Source organism: Mangrovibacterium diazotrophicum, from assembly GCF_003610535.1.
Lineage (GTDB): Bacteria > Bacteroidota > Bacteroidia > Bacteroidales > Prolixibacteraceae > Mangrovibacterium > Mangrovibacterium diazotrophicum.
This window is the reverse complement of the sequence record NZ_RAPN01000001.1, coordinates 3,297,270-3,319,968: the sequence shown is the minus strand read 5'-3', so window position 1 is coordinate 3,319,968 and position 22,699 is coordinate 3,297,270. Positions and strand designations below refer to the sequence as shown.

Annotated in this window: 21 protein-coding genes; 12 read left to right on the top strand and 9 right to left on the bottom strand. The window is 44.8% G+C overall.

Features of this window, described 5'->3' with window-relative positions; all coding sequences use genetic code 11:
• Nucleotides 1-12 precede the first annotated feature (12 nt).
• The 4 genes from ybeY to uvrC all read left to right on the top strand — a co-directional run bounded on the left by ybeY (nucleotide 13) and on the right by uvrC (nucleotide 4,785).
• A complete protein-coding gene (gene ybeY / locus BC643_RS13020) occupies nucleotides 13-384 on the top strand; it encodes an rRNA maturation RNase YbeY (protein ID WP_245994948.1) in 372 nt (123 codons plus the stop codon).
• Nucleotides 385-437: 53 nt separating this feature from the next.
• Entirely contained in the window at nucleotides 438-2,315 is a 1,878-nt protein-coding gene (gene mnmG / locus BC643_RS13015; protein WP_120273497.1) for a tRNA uridine-5-carboxymethylaminomethyl(34) synthesis enzyme MnmG, read from the top strand.
• Between the two features lie 15 nt (nucleotides 2,316-2,330).
• The gene (locus tag BC643_RS13010; protein WP_262697250.1) at nucleotides 2,331-2,864 is read left to right on the top strand and encodes an adenine phosphoribosyltransferase; all 534 of its coding nucleotides are present in this window, start codon (nucleotides 2,331-2,333) and stop codon (nucleotides 2,862-2,864) included.
• A 100-nt stretch (nucleotides 2,865-2,964) separates the two neighbouring features.
• Nucleotides 2,965-4,785, top strand: a complete 1,821-nt coding sequence (gene uvrC, locus BC643_RS13005) for an excinuclease ABC subunit UvrC (protein ID WP_211338050.1) — start codon at nucleotides 2,965-2,967, stop codon at nucleotides 4,783-4,785.
• A gap of 64 nt (nucleotides 4,786-4,849) precedes the next feature.
• Here uvrC and rsgA read toward each other — a convergent pair whose 3' ends face one another.
• Complete coding sequence (gene rsgA, locus BC643_RS13000; RefSeq protein WP_120273496.1) at nucleotides 4,850-5,794, bottom strand: ribosome small subunit-dependent GTPase A; 945 nt, start codon at nucleotides 5,792-5,794, stop codon at nucleotides 4,850-4,852.
• A 63-nt stretch (nucleotides 5,795-5,857) separates the two neighbouring features.
• On the opposite strand from rsgA, the gene BC643_RS12995 reads away from it, so the two are divergent.
• The gene (locus tag BC643_RS12995) at nucleotides 5,858-6,625 is read left to right on the top strand and encodes an exodeoxyribonuclease III (protein ID WP_120273495.1); all 768 of its coding nucleotides are present in this window, start codon (nucleotides 5,858-5,860) and stop codon (nucleotides 6,623-6,625) included.
• 8 nt (nucleotides 6,626-6,633) lie between these two features.
• Entirely contained in the window at nucleotides 6,634-7,650 is a 1,017-nt protein-coding gene (locus BC643_RS12990; protein ID WP_120273494.1) for a DUF4421 family protein, read from the top strand.
• A 42-nt stretch (nucleotides 7,651-7,692) separates the two neighbouring features.
• On the opposite strand, the gene tdh is transcribed toward BC643_RS12990, so the two are convergent.
• The 5 genes from tdh to fumC all read right to left on the bottom strand — a co-directional run bounded on the left by tdh (nucleotide 7,693) and on the right by fumC (nucleotide 12,781).
• A complete protein-coding gene (gene tdh, locus BC643_RS12985; protein ID WP_120273493.1) occupies nucleotides 7,693-8,721 on the bottom strand; it encodes an L-threonine 3-dehydrogenase in 1,029 nt (342 codons plus the stop codon).
• A 76-nt stretch (nucleotides 8,722-8,797) separates the two neighbouring features.
• On the bottom strand, nucleotides 8,798-9,280 hold the full coding sequence (locus BC643_RS12980; RefSeq protein WP_120273492.1) for a thioredoxin family protein: 483 nt from the start codon (nucleotides 9,278-9,280) through the stop codon (nucleotides 8,798-8,800).
• 35 nt (nucleotides 9,281-9,315) lie between these two features.
• Complete coding sequence (gene nikR / locus BC643_RS12975) at nucleotides 9,316-9,717, bottom strand: nickel-responsive transcriptional regulator NikR (RefSeq protein ID WP_120274272.1); 402 nt, start codon at nucleotides 9,715-9,717, stop codon at nucleotides 9,316-9,318.
• Between the two features lie 116 nt (nucleotides 9,718-9,833).
• Nucleotides 9,834-11,309, bottom strand: a complete 1,476-nt coding sequence (cysS, locus tag BC643_RS12970) for a cysteine--tRNA ligase (RefSeq protein WP_120273491.1) — start codon at nucleotides 11,307-11,309, stop codon at nucleotides 9,834-9,836.
• Between the two features lie 41 nt (nucleotides 11,310-11,350).
• The gene (gene fumC / locus BC643_RS12965; RefSeq protein WP_120274271.1) at nucleotides 11,351-12,781 is read right to left on the bottom strand and encodes a class II fumarate hydratase; all 1,431 of its coding nucleotides are present in this window, start codon (nucleotides 12,779-12,781) and stop codon (nucleotides 11,351-11,353) included.
• A gap of 181 nt (nucleotides 12,782-12,962) precedes the next feature.
• Between fumC and BC643_RS12960 the strand changes: the two genes are divergently transcribed.
• Nucleotides 12,963-14,336 carry a radical SAM protein gene (locus BC643_RS12960; protein ID WP_170154541.1) on the top strand — a complete coding sequence of 458 codons (1,374 nt, stop codon included), beginning with the start codon at nucleotides 12,963-12,965 and terminating at the stop codon, nucleotides 14,334-14,336.
• A gap of 55 nt (nucleotides 14,337-14,391) precedes the next feature.
• Here BC643_RS12960 and BC643_RS12955 read toward each other — a convergent pair whose 3' ends face one another.
• A complete protein-coding gene (locus BC643_RS12955; RefSeq protein WP_120273489.1) occupies nucleotides 14,392-14,841 on the bottom strand; it encodes a hypothetical protein in 450 nt (149 codons plus the stop codon).
• Nucleotides 14,842-15,422: 581 nt separating this feature from the next.
• On the opposite strand from BC643_RS12955, the gene BC643_RS12950 reads away from it, so the two are divergent.
• Genes BC643_RS12950 through metF form a run of 4 tightly spaced genes read left to right on the top strand, consistent with a single transcriptional unit; the run spans nucleotide 15,423 to nucleotide 21,038 of the window.
• Nucleotides 15,423-16,172 (top strand): UPF0280 family protein, encoded by a 750-nt coding sequence (locus tag BC643_RS12950; protein ID WP_120273488.1) that lies wholly within the window; start codon nucleotides 15,423-15,425, stop codon nucleotides 16,170-16,172.
• A 1-nt stretch (nucleotide 16,173) separates the two neighbouring features.
• Nucleotides 16,174-19,851 carry a methionine synthase gene (gene metH, locus BC643_RS12945; RefSeq protein ID WP_120273487.1) on the top strand — a complete coding sequence of 1,226 codons (3,678 nt, stop codon included), beginning with the start codon at nucleotides 16,174-16,176 and terminating at the stop codon, nucleotides 19,849-19,851.
• A gap of 55 nt (nucleotides 19,852-19,906) precedes the next feature.
• A complete protein-coding gene (locus tag BC643_RS23395) occupies nucleotides 19,907-20,056 on the top strand; it encodes a hypothetical protein (RefSeq protein ID WP_170154540.1) in 150 nt (49 codons plus the stop codon).
• A gap of 28 nt (nucleotides 20,057-20,084) precedes the next feature.
• Complete coding sequence (gene metF, locus BC643_RS12940) at nucleotides 20,085-21,038, top strand: methylenetetrahydrofolate reductase [NAD(P)H] (protein WP_120273486.1); 954 nt, start codon at nucleotides 20,085-20,087, stop codon at nucleotides 21,036-21,038.
• A gap of 68 nt (nucleotides 21,039-21,106) precedes the next feature.
• Here metF and BC643_RS12935 read toward each other — a convergent pair whose 3' ends face one another.
• On the bottom strand, nucleotides 21,107-21,691 hold the full coding sequence (locus BC643_RS12935) for a TMEM175 family protein (protein ID WP_120273485.1): 585 nt from the start codon (nucleotides 21,689-21,691) through the stop codon (nucleotides 21,107-21,109).
• Nucleotides 21,692-21,771: 80 nt separating this feature from the next.
• A complete protein-coding gene (locus BC643_RS12930) occupies nucleotides 21,772-22,158 on the bottom strand; it encodes a SpoIIAA family protein (protein WP_120273484.1) in 387 nt (128 codons plus the stop codon).
• A 162-nt stretch (nucleotides 22,159-22,320) separates the two neighbouring features.
• Between BC643_RS12930 and BC643_RS12925 the strand changes: the two genes are divergently transcribed.
• Nucleotides 22,321-22,695 carry a hypothetical protein gene (locus tag BC643_RS12925; RefSeq protein WP_120273483.1) on the top strand — a complete coding sequence of 125 codons (375 nt, stop codon included), beginning with the start codon at nucleotides 22,321-22,323 and terminating at the stop codon, nucleotides 22,693-22,695.
• Nucleotides 22,696-22,699 lie beyond the last annotated feature (4 nt).

Below are 22,699 nucleotides of genomic sequence, written 5' to 3'. Positions count from 1 at the left end.
AAACCTCTAAAATTGGAAAGAAGAAAAATCAAAACTTGGATTTCTTCTGTTATTGCTTCAGAAAATAAAAAAATCGGGTCTATCAACTTTATCTTTTGCAGCGACGAGTATCTGCTTCAGGTTAATAAACAGTACCTGGATCACGATTACTTTACGGATATAATTACGTTTGATTATGTAGAAGGAAAGCTTATTTCCGGCGATATTTTCGTTAGTGTAGACCGGGTTTCTGAGAACGCCGACAAGTTTCAGGTTTCTTTTGACGAGGAGTTAAGACGCATACTAGTTCATGGTGTTTTGCACCTTTTGGGTTACCCCGATAAGGAGCCCGAACAGAAGAAGGTGATGACCCAAAAAGAGGATCATTATTTGGCAACTTTCTAACCTTTTGTAATTTAAGCTTTTCTATTAATTTTGTGGCTCTAAAATTTAAGTAGATGTTACCATTTTATGATGTCATTGTAGTAGGAGGAGGGCATGCCGGTTGTGAGGCTGCAGCTGCAGCTGCCAATTTGGGATCGAAGACTTTGCTCATCACAATGGATATGGGTAAATATGCCCAGATGTCCTGCAATCCCGCCATTGGTGGAATTGCAAAAGGACAAATTGTACGCGAAATTGATGCTTTAGGAGGATACACCGGTATAATTACCGACCGTACTTCCATTCAGTTTCGCATGCTGAACCGCTCGAAAGGACCAGCTATGTGGAGTCCGCGCGCTCAAAGTGACCGTATGCGTTTCTCGGAAGAGTGGCGTAACGAGCTGGAAAAAATTGAAAATCTTGATCTTTGGCAGGACGCGGTTATCCACCTATTGTTGGAAGACGGTGTTGTAAAAGGGGTCAAAACGAAGATTGGCGTTGAGTTCAAATCGAAGACTGTGGTGCTAACGAACGGTACTTTTTTGAACGGTTTAATGCATATCGGACGTGCTCAGATGGAGGGTGGTCGGATAGGGGAGTCTGCTTCCTATTTCATCAGCGACCAATTGGCAGAAGCAGGTTTTGTAACCGGTCGTTTGAAGACAGGAACACCCGTTCGGATCGATGGTCGTACTATTGATTTTTCGAAGTTAACAGAGCAGGAAGGAGATAAAGAACACTATAAATTTTCGTACTTACCCTACGAGAAATCAGAGCTGACACAGCGTAGTTGTTGGATCACTTATACGAACGAAGAGGTTCACAAAACACTAGAAGTTGGCTTTGAAGATTCTCCAATGTACAACGGCACTATTAAGGGTTCTGGTCCCAGATATTGCCCTAGTATTGAATCAAAAATTGTGACTTTTGCTGAAAAATTGCAGCATCAGTTGTTCCTCGAACCAGAGGGTGAGACAACGGTTGAGTACTATTTGAACGGTTTTTCGTCGTCTCTGCCATGGGATGTTCAGTATAAAGCGATGCAATTGATTCCTGGATTGGAAAATGCTAAGATTTTCAGACCTGGTTACGCCATTGAATACGACTATTTCGACCCGACTCAGTTGTATCATACCCTGGAAACGAAAATGATTTCTAACCTGTTTTTTGCGGGTCAAATTAACGGTACTACAGGCTATGAGGAAGCAGCAGCGCAAGGTTTGATGGCCGGTATTAATGCGCATCAAAATGCGCATGATTTGGGTGATTTTGTATTGAATCGGGATGAAGCTTATATTGGGGTTTTGGTAGATGACTTGGTTACAAAAGGGGTAGACGAGCCCTATCGTATGTTTACTTCGCGAGCAGAATATCGCATTCTTTTGCGGCAGGATGATGCGGATTCTCGACTAACTCCGAAAGGATTTGAGCTTGGTTTAGCCAAGCAGGAACGCATGGATTTGCTTCAGGAGAAGTTGAAATTTAGAGACGAAATAGTAGAGTTTGTTTCTAACTTCTCAATCAAACCGCAATACATCAATGAGCTTTTAGAGGCTAAAAATACCTCTCCGTTGAAGCAAGGAGTAAAGTTAAAAGATGTCATTTCTCGTCCTCAAATTTCTATTTTTGATGTCATCGAACCAGTCGTTCCATTTCAGAAGTTTTTAAAGAATATACCTCAGGATAGGTATGAAGAGATCGTTCAGTCAGCTGAAATTTTGATCAAATATTCGGGTTATATTGAACGTGAAAAACAGATGGCTGATAAGTTTAAAAGGCTTGAGAATATCAATATCGAAGACAAATTTGATTACGAAAGTATACACACTATATCTACCGAGGCACGACAAAAATTGACTAAAATTAAGCCTCAAACAATCGGCCAGGCTAGTCGTATTTCAGGTGTTAGTCCGGCAGATATTAATGTTCTTTTGATCATGTTAGGTCGCTAATGTTCCACGTGGAACATGAAAAATAAAAATATGGATTTGAAAAAATATATCCGCGAAATTCAGGATTATCCGATTGAGGGAATCAATTTTAAGGATATTACAACACTACTGAAGGATGAAAAAGCCTTTCGCCAGGTTGTAGAAGAGATTAGTTCTTATTTCGCAAATAAAGGAATTACAAAGATTGTATCCCTGGAATCCCGTGGATTTATTGTTGGTGGGGCAGTAGCATATTGCATTAATGCCGGCTTTGTACCTATTCGTAAGAAGGGAAAACTGCCATCGAAAACGGTGAAGGAATCCTATGAATTGGAGTACGGAACCGACACGATCGAGATGCACGAAGATGCACTTTCGGAAGATGATGTCGTGTTGATTCATGACGATTTGTTAGCTACCGGAGGGACAGCTTTGGCAGCACTGAAGTTGGTGCAGCAAATGAATGTGAAGAAAGTTTATTTCTCTTTTATTTGCGATTTGAAGTTTATCGAAAACGGAAATAAGGATATTTTGTCGCAGTACGAAACCCATAGTTTGGTCGAATATTGATCATCGGTTTTTTAGTGACAAACGATAAAATTTGTTTTAATTTGAAGCGGATATTCTAATTTAGAAAGATCCGCTTTTTTATTGAAAGGAGTTTAGAAATTTGAAATATTCGAGTGTAAATAGTCGCGCAGATCATCTGAAAAAGTTGGTTTCGGTGTTGCCGGATCAGCCGGGAATTTACCAGTATTTTGACAATACGGGGAAGATTATTTATGTGGGAAAAGCGAAGAATTTGAAGAAACGGGTGTCTTCCTATTTTAGCAAAAATCATGAAAATCGGAAGACAGCTTTGTTGGTTCGAAATATTTACGACATCAAACATCTGGTGGTGGAGACGGAACAAGATGCGCTTCTTCTCGAAAATAACCTCATTAAAAAATATCAACCTCGGTATAATATTCGGTTGAAAGACGACAAAACTTATCCTTGGATTGTTGTCAAAAATGAAGCTTTTCCACGCGTCTTTCAAACCCGAAATGTAGTTCGCGATGGCTCCACTTATTTTGGTCCTTACACTTCGGTGATTGCTGTTCGTACTCTGCTCGATCTTTTCCGTCGATTGTATAAACTGCGCAATTGTAATTTGAATTTGCAAAAGGATAATGTGGATGCCGGCAAATATAAAGTGTGTTTGGAGTATCATATCGGAAATTGTTTGGGGCCTTGCGAAGGAAATCAAACGGAGCATGAGTATTTTAAATACATTGAAGAAATCAAAGATATTTTAAAAGGAAATATCGCGGGTGTGATTAAATACCTTCGGGAAATGATGAAGGAATTTGCTTCGAATTACCAATTCGAGGAGGCGAACCAGGTAAAGGAAAAGCTGGATATTTTGGAGAAATTTCAAAATCGCTCGACGGTGGTTAGTGCGACGATTACCGATGTTGATGTGTTCGGGATTGAAGTGGTGGAGAAATCGGCTTTTGTAAATTACCTGAAAGTGATCAATGGCGCAATTGTTCAAACGTACACAACCGAGATAAAAAAAGCGTTGGACGAATCGGCTGAAGAATTACTTGAATATGCGATCGTGGACATTCGCCAAAAAATTTTCAGTAATGCGAAAGAGTTGCTGGTTTCTTTCAAACCCGATATTCAATTGGATGGGGTAGAGTTTAAAGTACCTGTTCGAGGGGATAAAAAGAAATTGATGGATCTTTCAGTTCGTAATGCAAAATATTATCGACTGGAAAAGGAAAAGCAATTTGCGCTTTCGAAGCCGGCAACGAGCACAAACCGAATTTTAGAGACGATGAAGAAGGATCTTCAGTTGAAAGATCTTCCTGTTCAGATCGAATGTTTCGATAACTCAAATTTACAGGGAACAAATCCGGTTGCTGCCTGTGTTGTTTTTAAAAATGCAAAACCCGCCAAAAAAGAGTATCGCCATTTCAATGTAAAAACAGTAGAAGGGCCGAATGACTTTGCCTCGATGGAGGAAATTGTTTACCGACGTTACAAACGCCAATTGGACGAAAATAAAACATTGCCGAATTTGATAATCATCGATGGGGGAAAGGGGCAATTGGGTGCTGCTTTAAATGCGCTCGAAAAATTGGATTTGCGGGGGAAGGTTCCGATTATTGGAATCGCAAAAAAATTGGAAGAAATATTTTTCCCGGGAGATTCGGTTCCGTTGTATCTCGACAAAAATTCAGAAACCCTAAAAGTGATTCAGCAAGCGCGAGATGAAGCACACCGTTTCGGAATTACTTTCCATCGACAGAAACGATCAAAGAATTTTATTCAATCGGAGTTAAGTAATATTCCCGGAATTGGAGAAAAGACCGTTCAACACCTTTTGCGAAAATTTAAGAGCCTTGAGAATCTTAAAAAACAGGCCTACGGTACGATCTCCGCTGAAATAGGCGATTCTCGTACGACTAAAATTTTCGATCATTTTGGCTTAAAACGCTGAAATAAAGATAAGAATGCAATAAAAAACCCGCTTTTGGCGGGTTCATATTTTAGTTTGATCTAGATCAATTTCTGTATTTTTCGTCTGCTTCGAGTAAACCGAGGTAAGAATAGTAACGACTCTCTGCAATTTCATTTTCAATCACCGCTTTTTTGACCGCGCAACCTGGTTCGTGTGTATGGGTGCAATTATAGTATTGACAATTTTCGAGGCGCTGGAAAATTTCTGGGAAGTAATGGCCAATTTCCGATTTTTCCATATCCAACATCCCGAATCCTTTTATCCCGGGAGTGTCGATAATGTAGCCGCCAAAACTCAATTCGAACATTTCCGAGAAAGTTGTGGTATGCATCCCTGAGAGATGGTATTCTGAAATTTCTTTCGTCTTCAGATTTAAGGTTGGTTCAATTTTATTAATCAGCGAAGATTTGCCTACACCGGAGTGGCCGGAGAAAACATTGATTTTATTTGTCATCCAACCTTTCAAGGTATCCAAACCGATATTCTTTTTAGTTGAAGTTTTCAGGCATCGGTAGCCAATTGCCTGGTAGGTTTCGATCAATTCGTCTAAATGGGCTGTTTGTTCTTTGTTGAAACGGTCTATTTTATTGAAAATCAATGTGCAAGGTATTCTGTAGGCTTCTGCTGAAGCTAAAAATCGGTCTACAAATGTAGGAGTGGTAATCGGGTAGTTGATTGTGACCACCAGGAACGCCTGATCGATGTTTGCCGCGATGATGTGAGATTGTTTGGAGAGGTTGGGAGCTTTGCGCACAATGTAGTTTTTACGGTCAGCAATTTCCGTAATCAAACCGACGGGTTTGGTCGTATCATCTCCTTCCTGATCATCGAGGCGGAACTCTACATGATCACCTACTGCGATTGGGTTGGTACTTTTAATATCTTTGATGCGAAAATTCCCTTTGATTTTGCATTCGATAGTTTGTCCGGACTCGGATTTCACACTGTACCAACTACCGGTTGATTTTATGACAATGCCTTTGTTCACGGGGTTTTCTGAGTTAATTGTTTCTGTTATTTTTGAAAAGATAAATCAAAATTACGAAAATTTGTGAAACGTATTCTATCCTATAATGTTAATGGCATTCGCGCTGCGATAAAGAAAGATTTTTTGGGTTGGTTAAAGCAGGAAGATCCGGATATCATCTGTTTGCAAGAGATTAAAGCGCTACCCGGTCAGATGAATGAGTCTGATTTTGAGGCGTTAGGTTATCATTTTTACAGTTTTTCAGCGGCAAGGCCTGGCTACAGCGGTGTAGCGATTTTGAGTAAAGAACCTGCATTTCACGTGGAAAAGGGAATTGGCAATGAGAAGTATGACGTGGAGGGAAGGGTTATTAGAGCTGATTTTAGCGGTTTTTCGGTGCTTAGCGCCTATTTCCCCTCGGGAACGACTGGAGGGCCCAGACAGGACTATAAAATGGATTTTTTAGCTGATTTCACGGCTTATTTAAATGAGTTGCGTGATAGCTTACCAAATTTAGTAATTTCGGGCGATTATAATATTTGCCGCCTTTGGATCGACATTCACAACCCGGAAAAGCAGCAAAATACCTCTGGATTCCTGCCGGAAGAGCGAGAGTGGTTTCAGCAATTTGTGGAGTTGGGCTACGTCGATTCGTTTCGCGAGATTGTTTCCGAGCCTGATCAGTATTCCTGGTGGAGTTACCGAGCGGGCTCCAGAGCCCGAAACAAAGGCTGGCGGATTGATTATAACATGGTAACAGAACCATTGAAAGAAAAAATAAAAGCAGCGGGTATATTGCCGGAAGTTGTCCATTCGGATCACTGTCCGGTATGGCTTGAGCTGGATGTCTAGAAAATTGAATGAAAAGGGGATTGGTGATTCTTGCACTTCTTTGTGCTGGAAAATTTGTTAGCGGGCAAGACTTGGGGGAAAAGAAAACGCCCAAATTTGATTCGAATTACATTGATTCGTATTATGATGATGTGGTTGTTCGCTTGTACACGGCGGACAAAGGAAATCACGTCTATTTCAGTGATCGGGCCAATAATATCGGAATTCGCTATCGATCAAACGATTCCTTTAAACTGGGTGTCGGTGTAAACTACAAATGGTTTGGGTTGAAGGTCGGAGCTGACTTACCCTTTTCACATAGCAATCCGGATATTTACGGAAAGTCGTCCAGTTTTGGCTTGCAAAGTTACATCATTGCCCGGCCCTTCATTTTGGATGTTGTTGCTTTGCGTACAACGGGTTATTACCTCACTTTACATGGTAAGAACGCGAATCAGTTTGACGCTGACGCCTCTGGTGTCTATCACGTAAATAGAGGGCTAAAAACGAGTAATTTGGGCGTCAACTTCATTTACGTTTTAAATTCAAAGCGATTTTCCTATAAGGCAGCTTTCAACCAGACGGATTTACAAAAGAAAAGCGCCGGTTCTCTGATTTGGGGCTGCGGTCTTTCATCCTTTAAAATTGAAAACGGAGAGGCGATTATCCCGTCTGAGTTCACAGAGCAGTATTTCAAAGATTGGGATGGATTGATGAATTTCCATTCCTACTCGATCTCCGGTAGTTTGGGCTATGCCTATTCGCTGGTTCCTTTCAAATATGCAATTTTAACAGCTTCAACTTCTGCTAAATTCGGCGTTCGTTACAACCAGTTAGCCTTTACTGACGAAAACGACATTTCGCAAACGAAGCCCGGTTTAGGGGGTGAAGTGAGATTATCCGGGGGTTATCACTTCCCTTGGTTTTACTTCGGCGCCTCTTTCGTGCAAACACAGTTCAACTCGGATGTGCGGTTTAATTCGTTGCAAATTGCCAATGGCACCAGTTTTCTGGAGTTCACGATAAGCAAAAGGATCAAACTCTAGAGCCTGATCCTTTTTCGTTTTATCTAAAAATTGAATGAAAAGCTATTCCCAGTTCAGAATAATTTTCCCGCAGTTTCCTTCTTCCATAATATCGAAAGCTTGCTGAAAATCATCTGCTTCCATGCGATGGGTGATGACCGGTGAAATATCGAGGCCAGTTGTCAGCATCATTTCCATGTGATACCAGGTTTCGTACATTTCCCGTCCGTAGATTCCTTTTAAAGTTAATCCTTTAAAAATCAATTTACTCCAATTTATTTGAGTGTTTTTAGGCAGCAGGCCGAGCAGGGATATTTTGCCACCGTTGTACATATTCTCAACCATATCGTTGAAAGCGACTGGCGAACCACTGCATTCCAGGCCGATGTCGAAGCCGGCAACCATTCCGAGGCTTCTCATGGCTTCGTTCACATTTTCCTTCATCGGGTCAATAACGAGCGTAGCGCCCATTTGACGGGCTAAATTTCGTCGATAGGGGGAAAGGTCAGTTCCGACAATGTTTCGCGCTCCTGCGAAGCGAGAGACCGCTGTAGCCATTGCTCCAATCGGGCCGCCGATACCGGTGATCAGCACATCTTCTCCCAAAAGCGGGAAGGAGAGCGCAGTATGTGTGGCATTGCCGAGCGGATCCATGATCGAAAGGATTTCGTCAGGAATGCGGCTATCAATCTTCAGAACGTTTTTTGCAGGCACCGAAATGTATTCGGCAAATCCACCGTCGCGCTGAACCCCGATGCCAAGCGTGTGGTCGCATATGTGCTGGCGCCCACGGCGGCAATTTCGGCAGAAACCGCAGGCAATGTGGCCTTCAACAGTAACACGTTCGCCCACATGAACCCGGTCAACTTCGGATCCGGTTTCAACTACCTCACCCATGTATTCGTGGCCAATGGTGACCGGCGTTTTAATGGTATTTTGCGCCCATTCGTCCCATTTGTAAATGTGTAAGTCAGTTCCGCAAACAGCAGCCTTTTTCACCTTGATGAGAACGTCGTTTGGACCGACAGCAGGCATGGGAACCTCTTCCATCCAAAGGCCGCGTTCCGGCTTGCTTTTGACAATTGCTTTCATAAAAAATCCCTTGATGTTTCCCGCAAGTTATGGGAATTTCAAGGGATAATACAGAATGAAAATCATGTTTCCGGGCCTAATTTTCGTAGGTCTTCGGGTCGAGCGCAGCCGGTGACCACTGCTTGAAAAAGGCAAGTACTTTGCTCTTGTCGTAGCCTACTTTAGCTTCTAAATAGGCTGAATTCTGCGTATGAATGCGGTTTCCTTTTGCGTCGAGGATGACGAATACCGGGAACCCAAATCGTTGTGGAAACCCCAGTTTTTCCAATACATCTTCGTTTTTGTTTTCCTTGCTGTAGTTTACGTTCACAACGACAAAATTAGCTGAGATGTATTCGCTGATTTCAGCGTCATCCTTAATGAACTGATGAAACTGGCGACACCAACCGCACCAGTTTCCGCCAATTTTCAGAAAGACGTGTTTACCTTCTTTGGCAGCTTGTTCAACGGCGGCGTTAATGTCTGCCTGAGCATCTGCTTCGGGGTTGTAAATTGGCTCTACCTGAGCTTGCGCAATTACAGCAAGTGCGAAAAAAAGTACCGTCAAAAATTGTTTCATAGCTTTTAATTATTGTCTGTTTTAGATCGTAATTTCTATTCGACTTTACTCATGATGAGTTTGCCGTGTTGAATGCCTTTTACAGCAATCAACTGGTCCGAAAGTTCAGTTAGTTTGGAGGAGGGACCTTTGACGGCTACGATTTCCATGCAGTTTTCCGGGTTTAGGTGAAAAAGTTGAGAGGATAGAATAACCTCGGTGTTATCAGCTTGAATATCCTGAATTCGGGAACGGATTTCTTTCTTTTTTGTATTGTAAACCAAGGTGATGGCACCAGCGACAATGTTATCGCATTTCCACTTTTTTTCCACAAGGTTTTTTTCCACGAGGAACCGGATTGCTTGCGACCGATTGGAGAAATTGTTTTCCTGGACGTATTCATCCAGTGCTTTGAGTAACTCTTCGTCTAACGATACGCCAAATCGTGATACTGCCATGATGTGGTTCTTTTTGTTGAACAAGTAAAAATAGATTTTTTAGAGCAGAAAGGCTTCTGAGAAACAAAAAACCCCTGCAGGTTATTGCAAGGGTTTCGGTATGTTGTTGATTGAATTTACTTCAATTCCCAGGTCGAACCTTCTTTGGTGTCTTTAATTTCAAAACCCAGTCTGGTCAGTTCGTTGCGGATTTTATCAGCAGTAGCCCAGTCTTTATTGGCTTTTGCATCCTGGCGCAGTTGCAACAACAAGTCAATTGCAGAATCAAATGCTTCAACGTTTCCGGAAGCTTGTTCAGGCTTGTTCAGGCCAAACAAATCGAAAACGAAGGTATTGAACAACGATTTCAAGGCCTCCAGATCTTCAGCTGAAATTGTTGCTTTGCCGTCTGCAATCGAGTTGATCAACTTCACACCATCAAATAGGTGAGCAATAGCAATTGGGCTGTTCAAATCATCGTTCATGGCCGCATAGCATTTTTCTTTCAGCTCTGCTACGTTTACCGACGCTGATGATTGATCGCTGGCCGTTAATTTGTCCAGTGTTTCCGATGCTTTCAGCAGACGCTCCATGCCCTTTTCTGCTGCTTGCAAAGCCTCATTCGAGAAATCCAGTGTGCTGCGATAGTGAGCTGTCAGCATGAAGAAACGAATAGTCATCGGGTTGTAAGCCTTTTCGAGCAACGGATGATCGCCTGCGAAAAATTCGTCCAAAGAAATCGCGTTGCCCAATGATTTTCCCATTTTCTGCCCGTTCAGCGTAATCATGTTGTTGTGCATCCAGTAGCGAACGGCATCGTGTCCGTTTGCTGCTTTTGCCTGAGCTATCTCAGCTTCGTGGTGCGGGAAAGTCAAATCCATTCCACCGCCATGAATATCAAAGGTTTCGCCTAAATATTTGCAGCTCATCGCCGTACACTCGAGGTGCCATCCCGGAAAACCGTCGCTCCATTTGGATGGCCAGCGCATGATGTGTTCCGGCGAAGCTTTTTTCCAAATGGCGAAATCCAGTGGAGAATGTTTTTCATCCTGTCCGTCTAGGTCGCGGGTGTTAGCTTGCAGGTCTTCAATTTTACGACCCGAAAGCTCTCCGTAAGGGTAGTCTTTCGCGTATTTTTCAACGTCGAAATAGACCGAACCTTTACTTTCATAAGCGTATCCGGCATCCAGAATTTTCTGAACAACGTCGATTTGCTCGATGATGTGCCCTGTTGCACGCGGCTCAATGCTTGGAGGAAGCACATTCAGCTTCTCCATATTTTTATGATAATCGTTTGTGTAAAGCTGCACCACTTCCATGGGTTCCAGTTCATCCAAACGTGCTTTTTTGGCAATTTTGTCCTCACCTTCATCGGCATCGTTGGCCAGGTGACCAACATCGGTGATGTTGCGCACGTAGCGAACCTTGTAGCCAAGGTGTTTTAAATAGCGGAAAAGAAGGTCGTAAGTGACCGCCGGACGCGCGTGTCCCAGGTGCGCCTTGCCGTAAACGGTAGGGCCGCAAACGTACAATCCGACTTTGCCCGGATGGAGCGGTTCAAAAACCTCTTTTTTGCGTGATAATGTATTGTAGATCTGTAGTTGGTTGTCCATCGATTTGAGAAATTTTTGCAAAGGTAGAAATTTCTCGAAAACTATTCTGTTTCTGAGCCCCCAGAGGGATTTTTATGCTTTTGTAAATTCACCATTTTTTCAGGAACTATCCATTCATCAAACTGCTCGGCGGTCAGTAGGTTGAGAGCGAGCGCCGCTTCTTTCAGACTCGTGTTTTCTGCATAAGCCTTCTTGGCAATCTTTGCCGCATTTTCGTAACCTATGTGCGTATTGAGAGCTGTTACAAGCATCAGCGACTGCTCAACCTGTTGCTGAACCCGGCTGGTGTTTGCCCGAATTCCTGAAACACAAAGTTCTGTGAATGATTTGCAAGCATCGCCCAAAAGTGTGGCTGATTGCAAAAAGGTGTTGATCATGAGTGGTTTGTAAACATTTAGTTCGAAGAAACCATTGGATCCTGCAATGCTCATGGTGGTGTCGTTGCCCATTACCTGAACACAGACCATGGTGAGCGCTTCAATTTGAGTTGGATTTACTTTCCCGGGCATGATGGACGATCCCGGTTCATTGGCAGGCAGAATAAGTTCGCCGATTCCGGAGCGCGGTCCGGATGCCATCAGGCGAATATCGTTGGCAATTTTCATCAAACTGACGGCAATTTGTTTCAGCGCTCCATGCGATTCAACCAAGGCATCATGCGCAGCCAGGGCCTCAAATTTATTTCGGGCCGTCCTGAAGGGCAATTCGGTCAGTTCTGCTATGGTGTCAGCTACTTTTTCAGCATATCCATCGGGCGTATTCAAGCCGGTACCAACAGCTGTTCCGCCCAAAGCCAGTTCGAGGAGGTGCGGCAAGGTATTTTTCAGCGCAACTAATCCGTGTTCGATTTGAGACACATAACCCGAGAACTCCTGTCCAAAAGTGAGCGGGGTAGCGTCCATCCAATGGGTGCGTCCAATCTTCACCAGGCTCATCATGGCCTCGGATTGCTCCTCCAAAGCATCGCGCAACATTTCCAATGCAGGAATGGTGTGATCCAGGAGTTTGATGCAGGCCGCAATGTGCATGGCAGTGGGAAAGGTATCGTTGGACGACTGCGATTTGTTGACATCATCATTTGGGTGAATGGCAGGTTTGCCTTCTCCCAATTTATTGCCCGCTAGCACATGTGAACGGTTCGAAATCACCTCATTCACATTCATATTTGTTTGCGTGCCCGAACCTGTTTGCCAAACGACTAGTGGGAACTGGTCGTCGAGTTTGCCGGCTACAATTTCATCGCAAACAGCGATAATCGCTTTCTTTTTCTTAGTAGTCAAAACGCCCAAACTGCAATTGGTAATAGCTGCTGCTTTCTTTAAAATTCCATAAGCATGAATAACTTCGATCGGCATGCTTGCCGGTTTTCCGATTTTAAAATTTTGAATTGATCGTTGTGTTTGTGCGCCCCAGTACTTGTCGGCAGGTACATTGACCTCACCCAAAGTATCGTGTTCAATACGGTAATTCATCACGTGTAGCTTTTCAGGTTCAATAAAATAGACATTCGAGCTGTACAAAAGTTCTGCCACCGCAAAAATGCTTCGCTGAAAATGCAAGCGGCTGAATCAAGCGATTCATTTTGAAATTATATTTGCGCCAAGTTATTTGAAGTACTGAATGAATGGGTTAACGCCTTTAAAACAGCGGCACTTGCTGAGGAATCAGGAAGAATATCAGGTGAAATACAACTATTTGAAGTTCCCGTCGCCCGATGAAGCTGCTACCGCGATGCTGGAGCGCCAACAAATTTTGGAGGCCATCGGCGACCGCGTTGAATGGGGATTTCATAAGAGTAAAGTTGATGTAAAAAAACTTTCACGGGGCTGCCAGCTTTGCGGCGAAGGGCAGTGGTCGTGTCTTTTCATCAACAACCTGTGTAACGGGAAGTGTTTTTACTGCCCGACACAGCAAAACGATTTGGCTCGGCCAGAGACGAATACACTTATTTTTGACGAACCGGAAAGCTATGTGGAATATATTCGGCAGTTTGGCTTTAAAGGCGTGAGTATTTCGGGGGGCGAGCCGCTGATTAGTTTCGACAAGAGTCTGGCTTTTGTAAAAGCGGTGAAAGAGGCCTTCGGCGACGAGGTTTACGTCTGGTTGTACACCAACGGAATTCTGTTGACTCCGGAAAAGGTTGAAGCTTTCAAATTAGCTGGTTTGAATGAAATGCGCTTCGACATTGGAGCAACGGAGTACAAGACAGATCAGCTGCAACTGGCGGTTGGTAAAATCCCGGTGGTAACGGTCGAAATACCGGCTGTACCGCAGGAAGAAGATTTGTTGAAAGCAAAGATCCGCGAGCTGAAAGATCTCGGCGTGAGTCATCTCAACTTCCACCAAATGAGGTTGACACCTTATAATTTCAATCAATTAGTAGAACACGATTACACCTACACACACGGCGAAAAAGTGACGGTAATCGACTCGGAATTAACCGCTTTAAGATTGATCCAATACAGTTTGGACGAGGGGATTGACTTACCAATCAACTATTGCGCCTTCGTGTATAAGAATCGTCATCAGAAATCGGCGAACCGGCAAAAACATGCACACATTGTGGCATATCCGTGGGAAAATGTCACCACAAATGGTTTTATCCGCAACCTGTTTACGAAAGTACCTGCTGATAAAAAGTCGGAAATAGAAGCTGTTTTTGCACCTGAAATTGCAGCCGGAAAAGCGAGTTTTTCAGCGCGGAGCGGTCGACTGGATTTTCACGTGGAACAACTCGAAAAAGCGAGACAGTTGGGTTTACCGGTATATGTTGAATACCATGTGAGCCACATTTTTCCGCAAGCTACAGGCTTGAACGATCTCGAAACCATTTACCTGAATGATGAAAAAGAAGTAGTTGTGGAACGGCGTGCGGCTTGTTTGCCTGTTGAATTGAATGAACTCAGGATGAGCGTCATGGATGCTATTCTGGATAAAAGGGAAACCTACGCTGAAGTAGAAGATGCAGAATTACAACACATTATGACCTACGAATTTATTCCTGAAGGTTTGGGAGATTACTTTTAACATGAAATAAAAAAAGGCCGGTTTTCCCGGCCTTCATTTTTATATTTTTTCGCGATTAGAATTTCATGGTCAATCCCAGCGAAGTGTCGAATCCGGTACCACCGCCAACTTCCAGGTTAACACCCCAACGATTGCTCCAGTAGTAGCGTCCGCCAAGTTGAAGTCCGAGGTTCAGATCAGCACCGTTGTTGCTTAAAACTCCGACGTTTGCACCCAGGTAAAAGTCCCAGTTTGAAGGGATATCCAAAAGGCGATTCCAGTGATAATCAACACGTCCGAGAGCTGCAAATTTAGTGTCATCATCAAGAATGAGCTTCAATACCGGTCCGGCAGTCCAGTCGTTGTGAAAAGCAAAATCGGCCCCGATGTAAACCGGCAATCCGTGATCGCTGGCGCCAAGACCAAAATTCAATTGCTGTTCTCCTTTTGATAGCGGAGCTGAGCCTTGTGCGAAAATACTTCCCGAAATTAATACCAGTGCGATAAATAAAATTCTCTTTTTCATGGTTATCTGTTTTTATTTAATTGATTGTAATATAATCAAAAGGCATTTTAAACGAGCTTTTGATCACATACACGAGAGCTTTGTCATCTAAAATATCCGGCAACTAGAACGTTGATTGACCTATTTTAGTTTGAACAAAGGTACAGATGTTTCAAAAATGGTGCCATCGGATCAAAGCGGTTGGTGCGAGAGGTGCCATTTCAACAGCTCTAATTTTGTTGCGCTTTTGGAAAATAGGGCGGTGTTCGTTAATTCTTTGATTCAGGTCGGTCGCTAATTTGAAATTTCAGCCTTTTGCAGTTACATTTGTCAGCAATTATTATCAATCAGGTATTTTGTGGGTGACAACTCCTTACCTGAAACTTATTTGAAGTATGAAGACACGACGTACAACTGTTTTATCGCTTTTCCTGTTAAGCTATCGCCACTATGCGAATAGTTGTATGCGCTGATTGGCGCGTGTGTTTGACTTTCAGGGCTATGAATGGCCCGCAAAACTTTCCTTATTTTTTAAACCAAAGGCTAAAAATACCGTTCAATCAACGGGTTTTATTTTCTTTTAAAAATGAATTGATCAGGTTATGTTATTTGAACCGAGAACATATCGAAACTGCTTCCCAAAGGAGCGTTTTCAGTCGTTTGTTGTAGAATATCTCGACGCCGATGTTTGGGTTGGGGTTGACCCGGAGTCTTTTCGGCCCGAAATGGAGGCTGAAGTATTCGTGACCTTAAAGGAAACGATCGATGAGCTGCGGGCTTACGTGGAAACTGATCCGCTTTTTCGGAAGAGTTTAAAGCCTTGTCCGGTGTCGGAAGAGGCTCCCGATAATATCCGGAAGCTGGCTGAATCGTCGGCACAGGCAGCAACCGGGCCGCTGGCCGCAAAGAGCGGTTTGCTGAACGAACGCATCGGTCAGGCCCTGCTCGAAAAGTTCGAAATCAACGAATTGATCCTGGAAAATAGCGGAGATTTGTATTTAAAGCTTCGAGATTCGCTGATTGTGAGTATTTTTGCCGACGATTTGGAAGATTCGGGCCTGATGGGCCTCGAAGTGCTGCCCGAACAAACCCCGGTTGGTATTGGTACCGGCTTGGGAACCAAGGGCCACCCGATCAATCACACCAAAGCTGATGCCGTGATGGTTATGGCTCAAAGCGGGGCCGATGCCAGTGCATTTGCCGTTGGCGTGGGCAACCGGGTGAAAAAGGTCGACGACCTGGACAAAGTGCTGAAGCATTTGAAACTGGTGCCCGAAGTGTTGGCAGCCGTTTTTATTGTGGAAGACCAAATTGCCGTGCATGGCGATAACGAATTGAAACTGATTTTTTAAGATGACACAAAAAAAAGACATACGTGAGGAACTGAAACACCGCGTGCTGGTGCTCGACGGAGCCATGGGAACCATGATCCAAAAGTACAAGCTGACGGAAGCCGATTTCAGAACGCCTGAATTTGCTGAATTGACCAATGAGCTGTTCGGAAACAACGACTTGCTGTCGATTACCCGTCCGGACATCATCAAGACCATTCACAGCCAGTTCCTCGATGCCGGTTCCGATATTATCGAAACCAATACCTTCAACGCGACCAGCATTTCGCAAGCCGATTATCACACCGAAAAATGGGTGTACCAAATCAACTTGCAATCGGCCATCATTGCCCGCGAAGTCGCCGACGAATACACGGCTAAAAATCCCGATAAACCGCGTTACGTAGCCGGTGCGTTGGGACCAACCAATAAAACACTCTCGCTGTCGCCCGATGTGAACGACCCGGGTTACCGCGCTACGACCTTCGATTTGGTGAAGGAATCGTACCGCGAGCAGGTAAAAGGCTTGCTGGATGGCGGCGTGGATTTGCTGCTGGTGGAAACCATCTTCGACACGCTGAACGCCAAAGCGGCCTTGTTTGCCATTGAGGAAGAACTGGAAGAACGTGACCTGCACCTGCCGGTGATGGTGTCGGGAACAATTACCGATGCCAGCGGACGAACACTGTCGGGACAAACCGTGGAGGCATTCCTGAACTCGGTGCGCCACATCGACCTGCTGAGTATTGGTTTGAACTGCTCGCTCGGTGCGAAAGACATGCGTCCGTACCTGGAAGAAATGTCGAAAAAAGCGCCTTTCTACATCAGCGCGTACCCGAATGCGGGCTTGCCAAACCAGTTTGGCGAGTACGACGAAACGCCCGAAGAAATGGCTACCCAGGTGAAAGATTTCCTGGATAACCACTTTGTAAACATCATTGGCGGTTGCTGCGGAACTACGCCCGATCACATCCGGAAATTTGCCGGAGTGGCGGCTGCTGCCGAGCCACACGTGAAACAAAAGAACGACGAGTTAACCCGTTTCAGCGGACTGGAGCCGGTGACCATCACGCCCGAAACCAATTTTGTGAATATTGGTGAACGCTGTAATGTGTCGGGTTCCATCAAGTTTGCGCGCCTGATTCGGGAACAAAAATACGAAGAGGCATTGGCTGTAGCCCGTGATCAGGTAGAGAACGGCGCACAGGTGATCGACGTGAATTTGGACGATGCCATGCTCGATGCCGAAAAGGAAATGGTGACATTCCTGAACCTGCTGATGGCTGAACCGGACATTGCCAAGTTGCCGGTGATGGTGGACAGCTCCAAATGGACGGTGATTGAAGCCGGTTTGAAGTGCCTGCAGGGGAAAGCCATTGTAAACTCGATTAGCTTGAAAGAAGGCGAGGAGCAGTTCCTCGAACACGCCCATAAAATCAAACTCTACGGTGCTGCCGTGGTGGTGATGGCCTTCGATGAAAAAGGTCAGGCCGATAACTTCGAGCGCCGCGTGGAGATTTGTACACGCGCCTACAAGTTACTGACCGAAAAGCTGAATTTCCCGGCCGAGGACATCATCTTCGACCCGAATATTCTGACCATCGGAACCGGTATGGAAGAACACAACAACTACGCTGTGGACTTCATCGACGCGGTGCGCTGGATCAAACAAAACCTGCCGCATGCCAAAACAAGTGGTGGGGTGAGTAACGTGTCCTTCTCGTTCCGCGGAAACAATCTGGTGCGCGAGGCCATTCACTCGGTGTTCCTGTTCCACGCCATCAAAGCGGGGCTGGACATGGGTATTGTGAACCCGGGGATGCTGCAGATTTACGATGAAATTCCGAAGGATTTACTCGAATACATTGAAGATTTGGTGATGAACCGCCGCCCGGACGCCACCGAACGTTTGCTGGATTTTGCCCAAACATTGAAGGCTGATGAGGGCAAAGTCGTGAAGAAAGACGAATGGCGGGAACTGCCCGCAGAAAAGCGTCTGGAACACGCCTTGGTAAAAGGTATTCCGGATTTTGTGGAGCAGGATTTGGACGAGATTATTCCATCATACAGCCCAACGCTGAATATCATTGAAGGTCCGCTGATGGACGGCATGAACGTGGTGGGCGACCTGTTTGGATCGGGTAAAATGTTCCTGCCACAGGTCATCAAATCTGCTCGTGTAATGAAAAAAGCGGTGGCCCACTTGCTGCCATTCATCGAAGCCGATAAAGCGAAATTCAAGGATCAGCAAAGCAACCAGAAAAGGGTGCTGATGGCAACCGTGAAAGGCGATGTGCACGACATTGGTAAAAACATTGTGGGCGTGGTGCTGGGCTGTAACAACTACGAGGTGATCGACCTGGGGGTGATGGTGCCAACCGAGAAGATCCTGGAAACAGCTATCAAGGAAAAGGTGGATATGATCGGCCTTAGTGGTTTGATTACGCCATCGCTGGAAATCATGGTGAATGTTGCTGCCGAAATGGAGCGCCAGGGCTTTAGCTTGCCACTGTTGATTGGTGGTGCCACAACCTCGAAAATACATACAGCCGTGAAAATTGCCCCGCAATATTCGCATCCGGTGGTGCATGTGAAAGATGCCAGCCGTACGGTGAATGTGGTGGCCAATTTGCTGGCTAAAAACGAAGAATACATGCAGTCGGTGAGGGATGAATACGCGCAGATTCGCGAATTCCACGGGCAGAAAAAGCAGAAGGAATACCTGACGCTGGAGGAAGCCCGTGCCAATAAATTCACACCTGACTGGAGCGCCGATGTAATCTATAAACCGAAGCAAACCGGGGTGTTCGAGCTCATCGACTTCCCGCTCGAGGAGCTACGCAAATACATCGACTGGAACTTCTTCTTCTTTGTGTGGGAGCTGAAAGGTCGCTTCCCCGAAATCCTGGACGACGAAGTTCAGGGTGAACAGGCACGCAAAGTGTATGAAGATGCCCAGATCATGCTCGACGAAATCATTGAGAAGAAAATGTTGCAGGCGAACGGCGTTTACTCGCTTTGGCCGGCACAAGCGGAAGGCGATGATATCGTGTTGTTTGAGGACGAAAGCTGCAAAACGGAGCTGGGACGTTTCTACCATCTGCGTCAGCAAGAGAAGAAGAAAGAAGGTATCCCAAACTTCTGTCTGTCAGACTTCGTTGCACCGAAAGAGAGCGGTAGAACGGACTATTGCGGTGGATTTGCCGTAACTGCGGGTATTGGAATCGAGCAATGGTTGGAGCAATACAAAGCCGACCACGACGATTATAAAGCCATTATGCTTGAGGCGCTGGCCGACCGCCTGGCAGAAGCTTTTGCTGAGCTGCTGCACGAGAAGGTGCGTCGGGAATACTGGGCTTATGCCCCCGATGAAAACCTCAGCTGGGACGATATTTTGAAAGTTCGTTACCAGGGAATTCGCCCGGCGTTGGGCTATCCGGCTTGTCCGGAACACCAGGAAAAAGAAAACCTGTTCAACCTGTTGGGAGCCGAGAAAATCGGCATCAAACTAACCGAGCACTATGCAATGTACCCAACAGCTGCGGTTTGTGGCCAGTACTTTGCACATCCGGAATCTCGCTACTTCAGCCTGGAGAAAATCAGTAAAGATCAGGTTGAAGATTACGCTAAACGAAAAGGGGTAGCAGTGGATCTGGTGGAGCAATTCCTTCCGGTAAATATCAATTACAAAGGAATTTAATATCGAACTAAAACACCCCAAACGTTACCAAACAAAGAACTAAAAACGTAGTAATATGCCATTTAAAAGAATTCTGTTTTTTGTGTTAGGAATGATTTTCATGTTCATACTCGACATGATTTTCCATTTCAATAACTCGGTTGAAAAAGAAATGCAACGTCAGAGCCAGAAGACACAGAAGAAGATCGAAAACATATTCAAATAAACGGAGAACAGACAAAAAGGCCCGGAAAATGAAAGTTATAGATATCATCAATCAAAGCGATAAAACGGTATTCTCATTCGAGTTGCTTCCGCCGTTGAAAGGAAACGACGCGAGCAACATTTACCGAACTATTGAAAGTTTAATCGATTACAATCCGAAGTACATCAACATTACGACTCACCGCGATGAGATGATTTACAAGGAAATGCCGGATGGCACCATTGTGAAGCAGGTGGTACGCAAGCGCCCCGGAACGGTGGCCATTGCGGCGGCTATTCAACACAAATTCGGAATCCCGGTAGTGCCGCATATTTTGTGCGGTGGCTTCACCAAAAGTGAGACCGAACACGTGCTGATTGATTTGCATTTCATGGGTATTGAGAATGTGTTGGCTTTGCGTGGTGATGGTCTGAAGTCGGACAGCGTGTTTCGCCCCGATCCGAACGGACACGGCAATGCCGACGAACTGGTGAAGCAGATTGTTGATCTGGGCAAGGGCAAATACCTCGATCCGGATCTGAAAAACAGCACGCCGCTGGAGTTCTGTATCGGAGTGGCTGGCTACCCGGAGAAACACTTCGAAGCGCCAAACTTCGACACGGATTTGGCTTATCTGAAACAAAAAGTTGATGCCGGTGCCGAGTATATTGTCACACAGATGTTTTTCGATAACCAGGTGTATTTCGACTTTGTGAAGAAGTGCCGCGAGGCTGGAATCAATGTACCGGTTATTCCGGGCATTAAGCCGATCAGCAACTTGAATCACCTGACGATCCTGCCGAAGATTTTCAGCATCGATATGCCACAAGACCTGGTAAATGAACTGAAAAAATGTAAGAATAATGCCGATGCCAAATTGGTGGGTACCGAATGGGCTATTCAGCAGTCAAAAGAGTTAGTGGCAAATAAAGTACCCAGTTTGCACTTGTATACCATGGGTATGTCGGACAATGCCCGCAAAATTGTTGAGGCTGTATTTTAATAGAAATTCAATTCAAACCATAGAAGAAATCCGGGGCATCTGTTCCGGATTTTTCTTTTTCCGCTGGCTCAGTCTTTGGTCTCTTTCAGAATTCGCTCGATTCGTTTATCGGGTATCAGCCAAATCAATGCGACCAGCACATATCCGCCACCGGCCAGCCAACCCGATAAGAAGCTGGCTGCGATGGAAATCAGGTAAATGATAGGCGAAATTTTGCCTTTGATATCCTTGCCAACTGCCTTTTTGAGAATGGAATTTTCTCCTTGGGAGACGATGATACGCCGTTGCAGCAGGAAGTAGGCGAGGGCAGCCATCAGCAATACAATACCGTATAGCGCCATGGGCATTGCCTGAAAATGGTTTTCTCCCATCCAGCCGGTCACAAAAGGAATCAGAGACAGCCAAAACAGCAGGTGCAGGTTGGCCCAAAGCACATCGCCGCGAACTTGTTTGGCGGTGTGTAACATGTGATGATGATTGTTCCAGTAGATTCCGATGTAGATGAAACTGAGCAGGTAGCTCAGGAAGATCGGGATTAGTGGTTTTAGATCCTTCAAATCGTGTCCGTGCGGGACTTTAATTTCGAGCACCATGATTGTGATGATAATGGCCAAAACGCCATCGCTGAAAGCTTCCAATCGTCCTTTATTCATCGTCCTGGGGGTTTAAATGATTCGGGGGCAATAACTGAATAACAATTATCGCCCCCGAAGTTTACAGGAAGGTGCTATATTTAATCAACCGAGTTGACAAAGGCCATGGCTTCGTTCATTTGCGAAACGTCGAAATAACGCTCTAAACGGCCTTCTTTGGCGCGCTGGAACAACAGGTTGTCGATCGGAACAAAAGCCTTCAGTATTTTCGAGTGTGCAACAATGGCCATGTGACCGATACTTTTGTAGTTTCTCAAAGCCCAAATAATGTCCTCCATGAACGCTTTGGTTTGAATGTGACTGATCTTCATCTCGTCGAGTTTGACCAAAACATTCACCTGTTGAAAGCCTTTTTCCAGCTTTTCGTTGAAAAATTTCTGGCATATTTTTTCGTCTGTTTCGGTGAAACTGTCAATCACTTCGATGGCTAATACATTATTTTCGAAGATTTTAATTTGTTCGAGCATGGTATTTTTGATTTAAAAGTTTGTGTCTGATTTCTGTTCTTTTTAACGGGGCGAAACGTTTATTGTTAGTTAAAGGATGTTTATGTTCTGTTAAGCCTTGTTAAGCTGTTTGGCAACGGTTTCTTTTCAAAAATCCGTACCTTGCCGGGAAAATCAACAACCATGGAGAATCTGCCCGATATTCATTCCAATAATGTTCGTTCGTACCTCGATCGCGAGGAAATTATTTTGGACACCATTGCCCAGATTATGAAGGATTTTGGGATGTTTGGTGTGGAGATTGAGTATTCGGGATCGATCGAGGATGCTTACGACAAGCTGCATCGGCAACTGGTTGGGCAAATTGATCACCTGATGAACTCGAATGCCGATCTGCTCATGTCGATTCTATACCAGGTAGACATCAGCCAACGCGACATCGATCGCACACAGGCAGAGTTTCCTTTCTACAATCATGTTGAAATTATCGCTCATCAAATCATCTTCCGCGATCTGAAGAAGGTGCTTTTCCGTCGTTACTTCAGCGGTAAGTCGTAAAGAT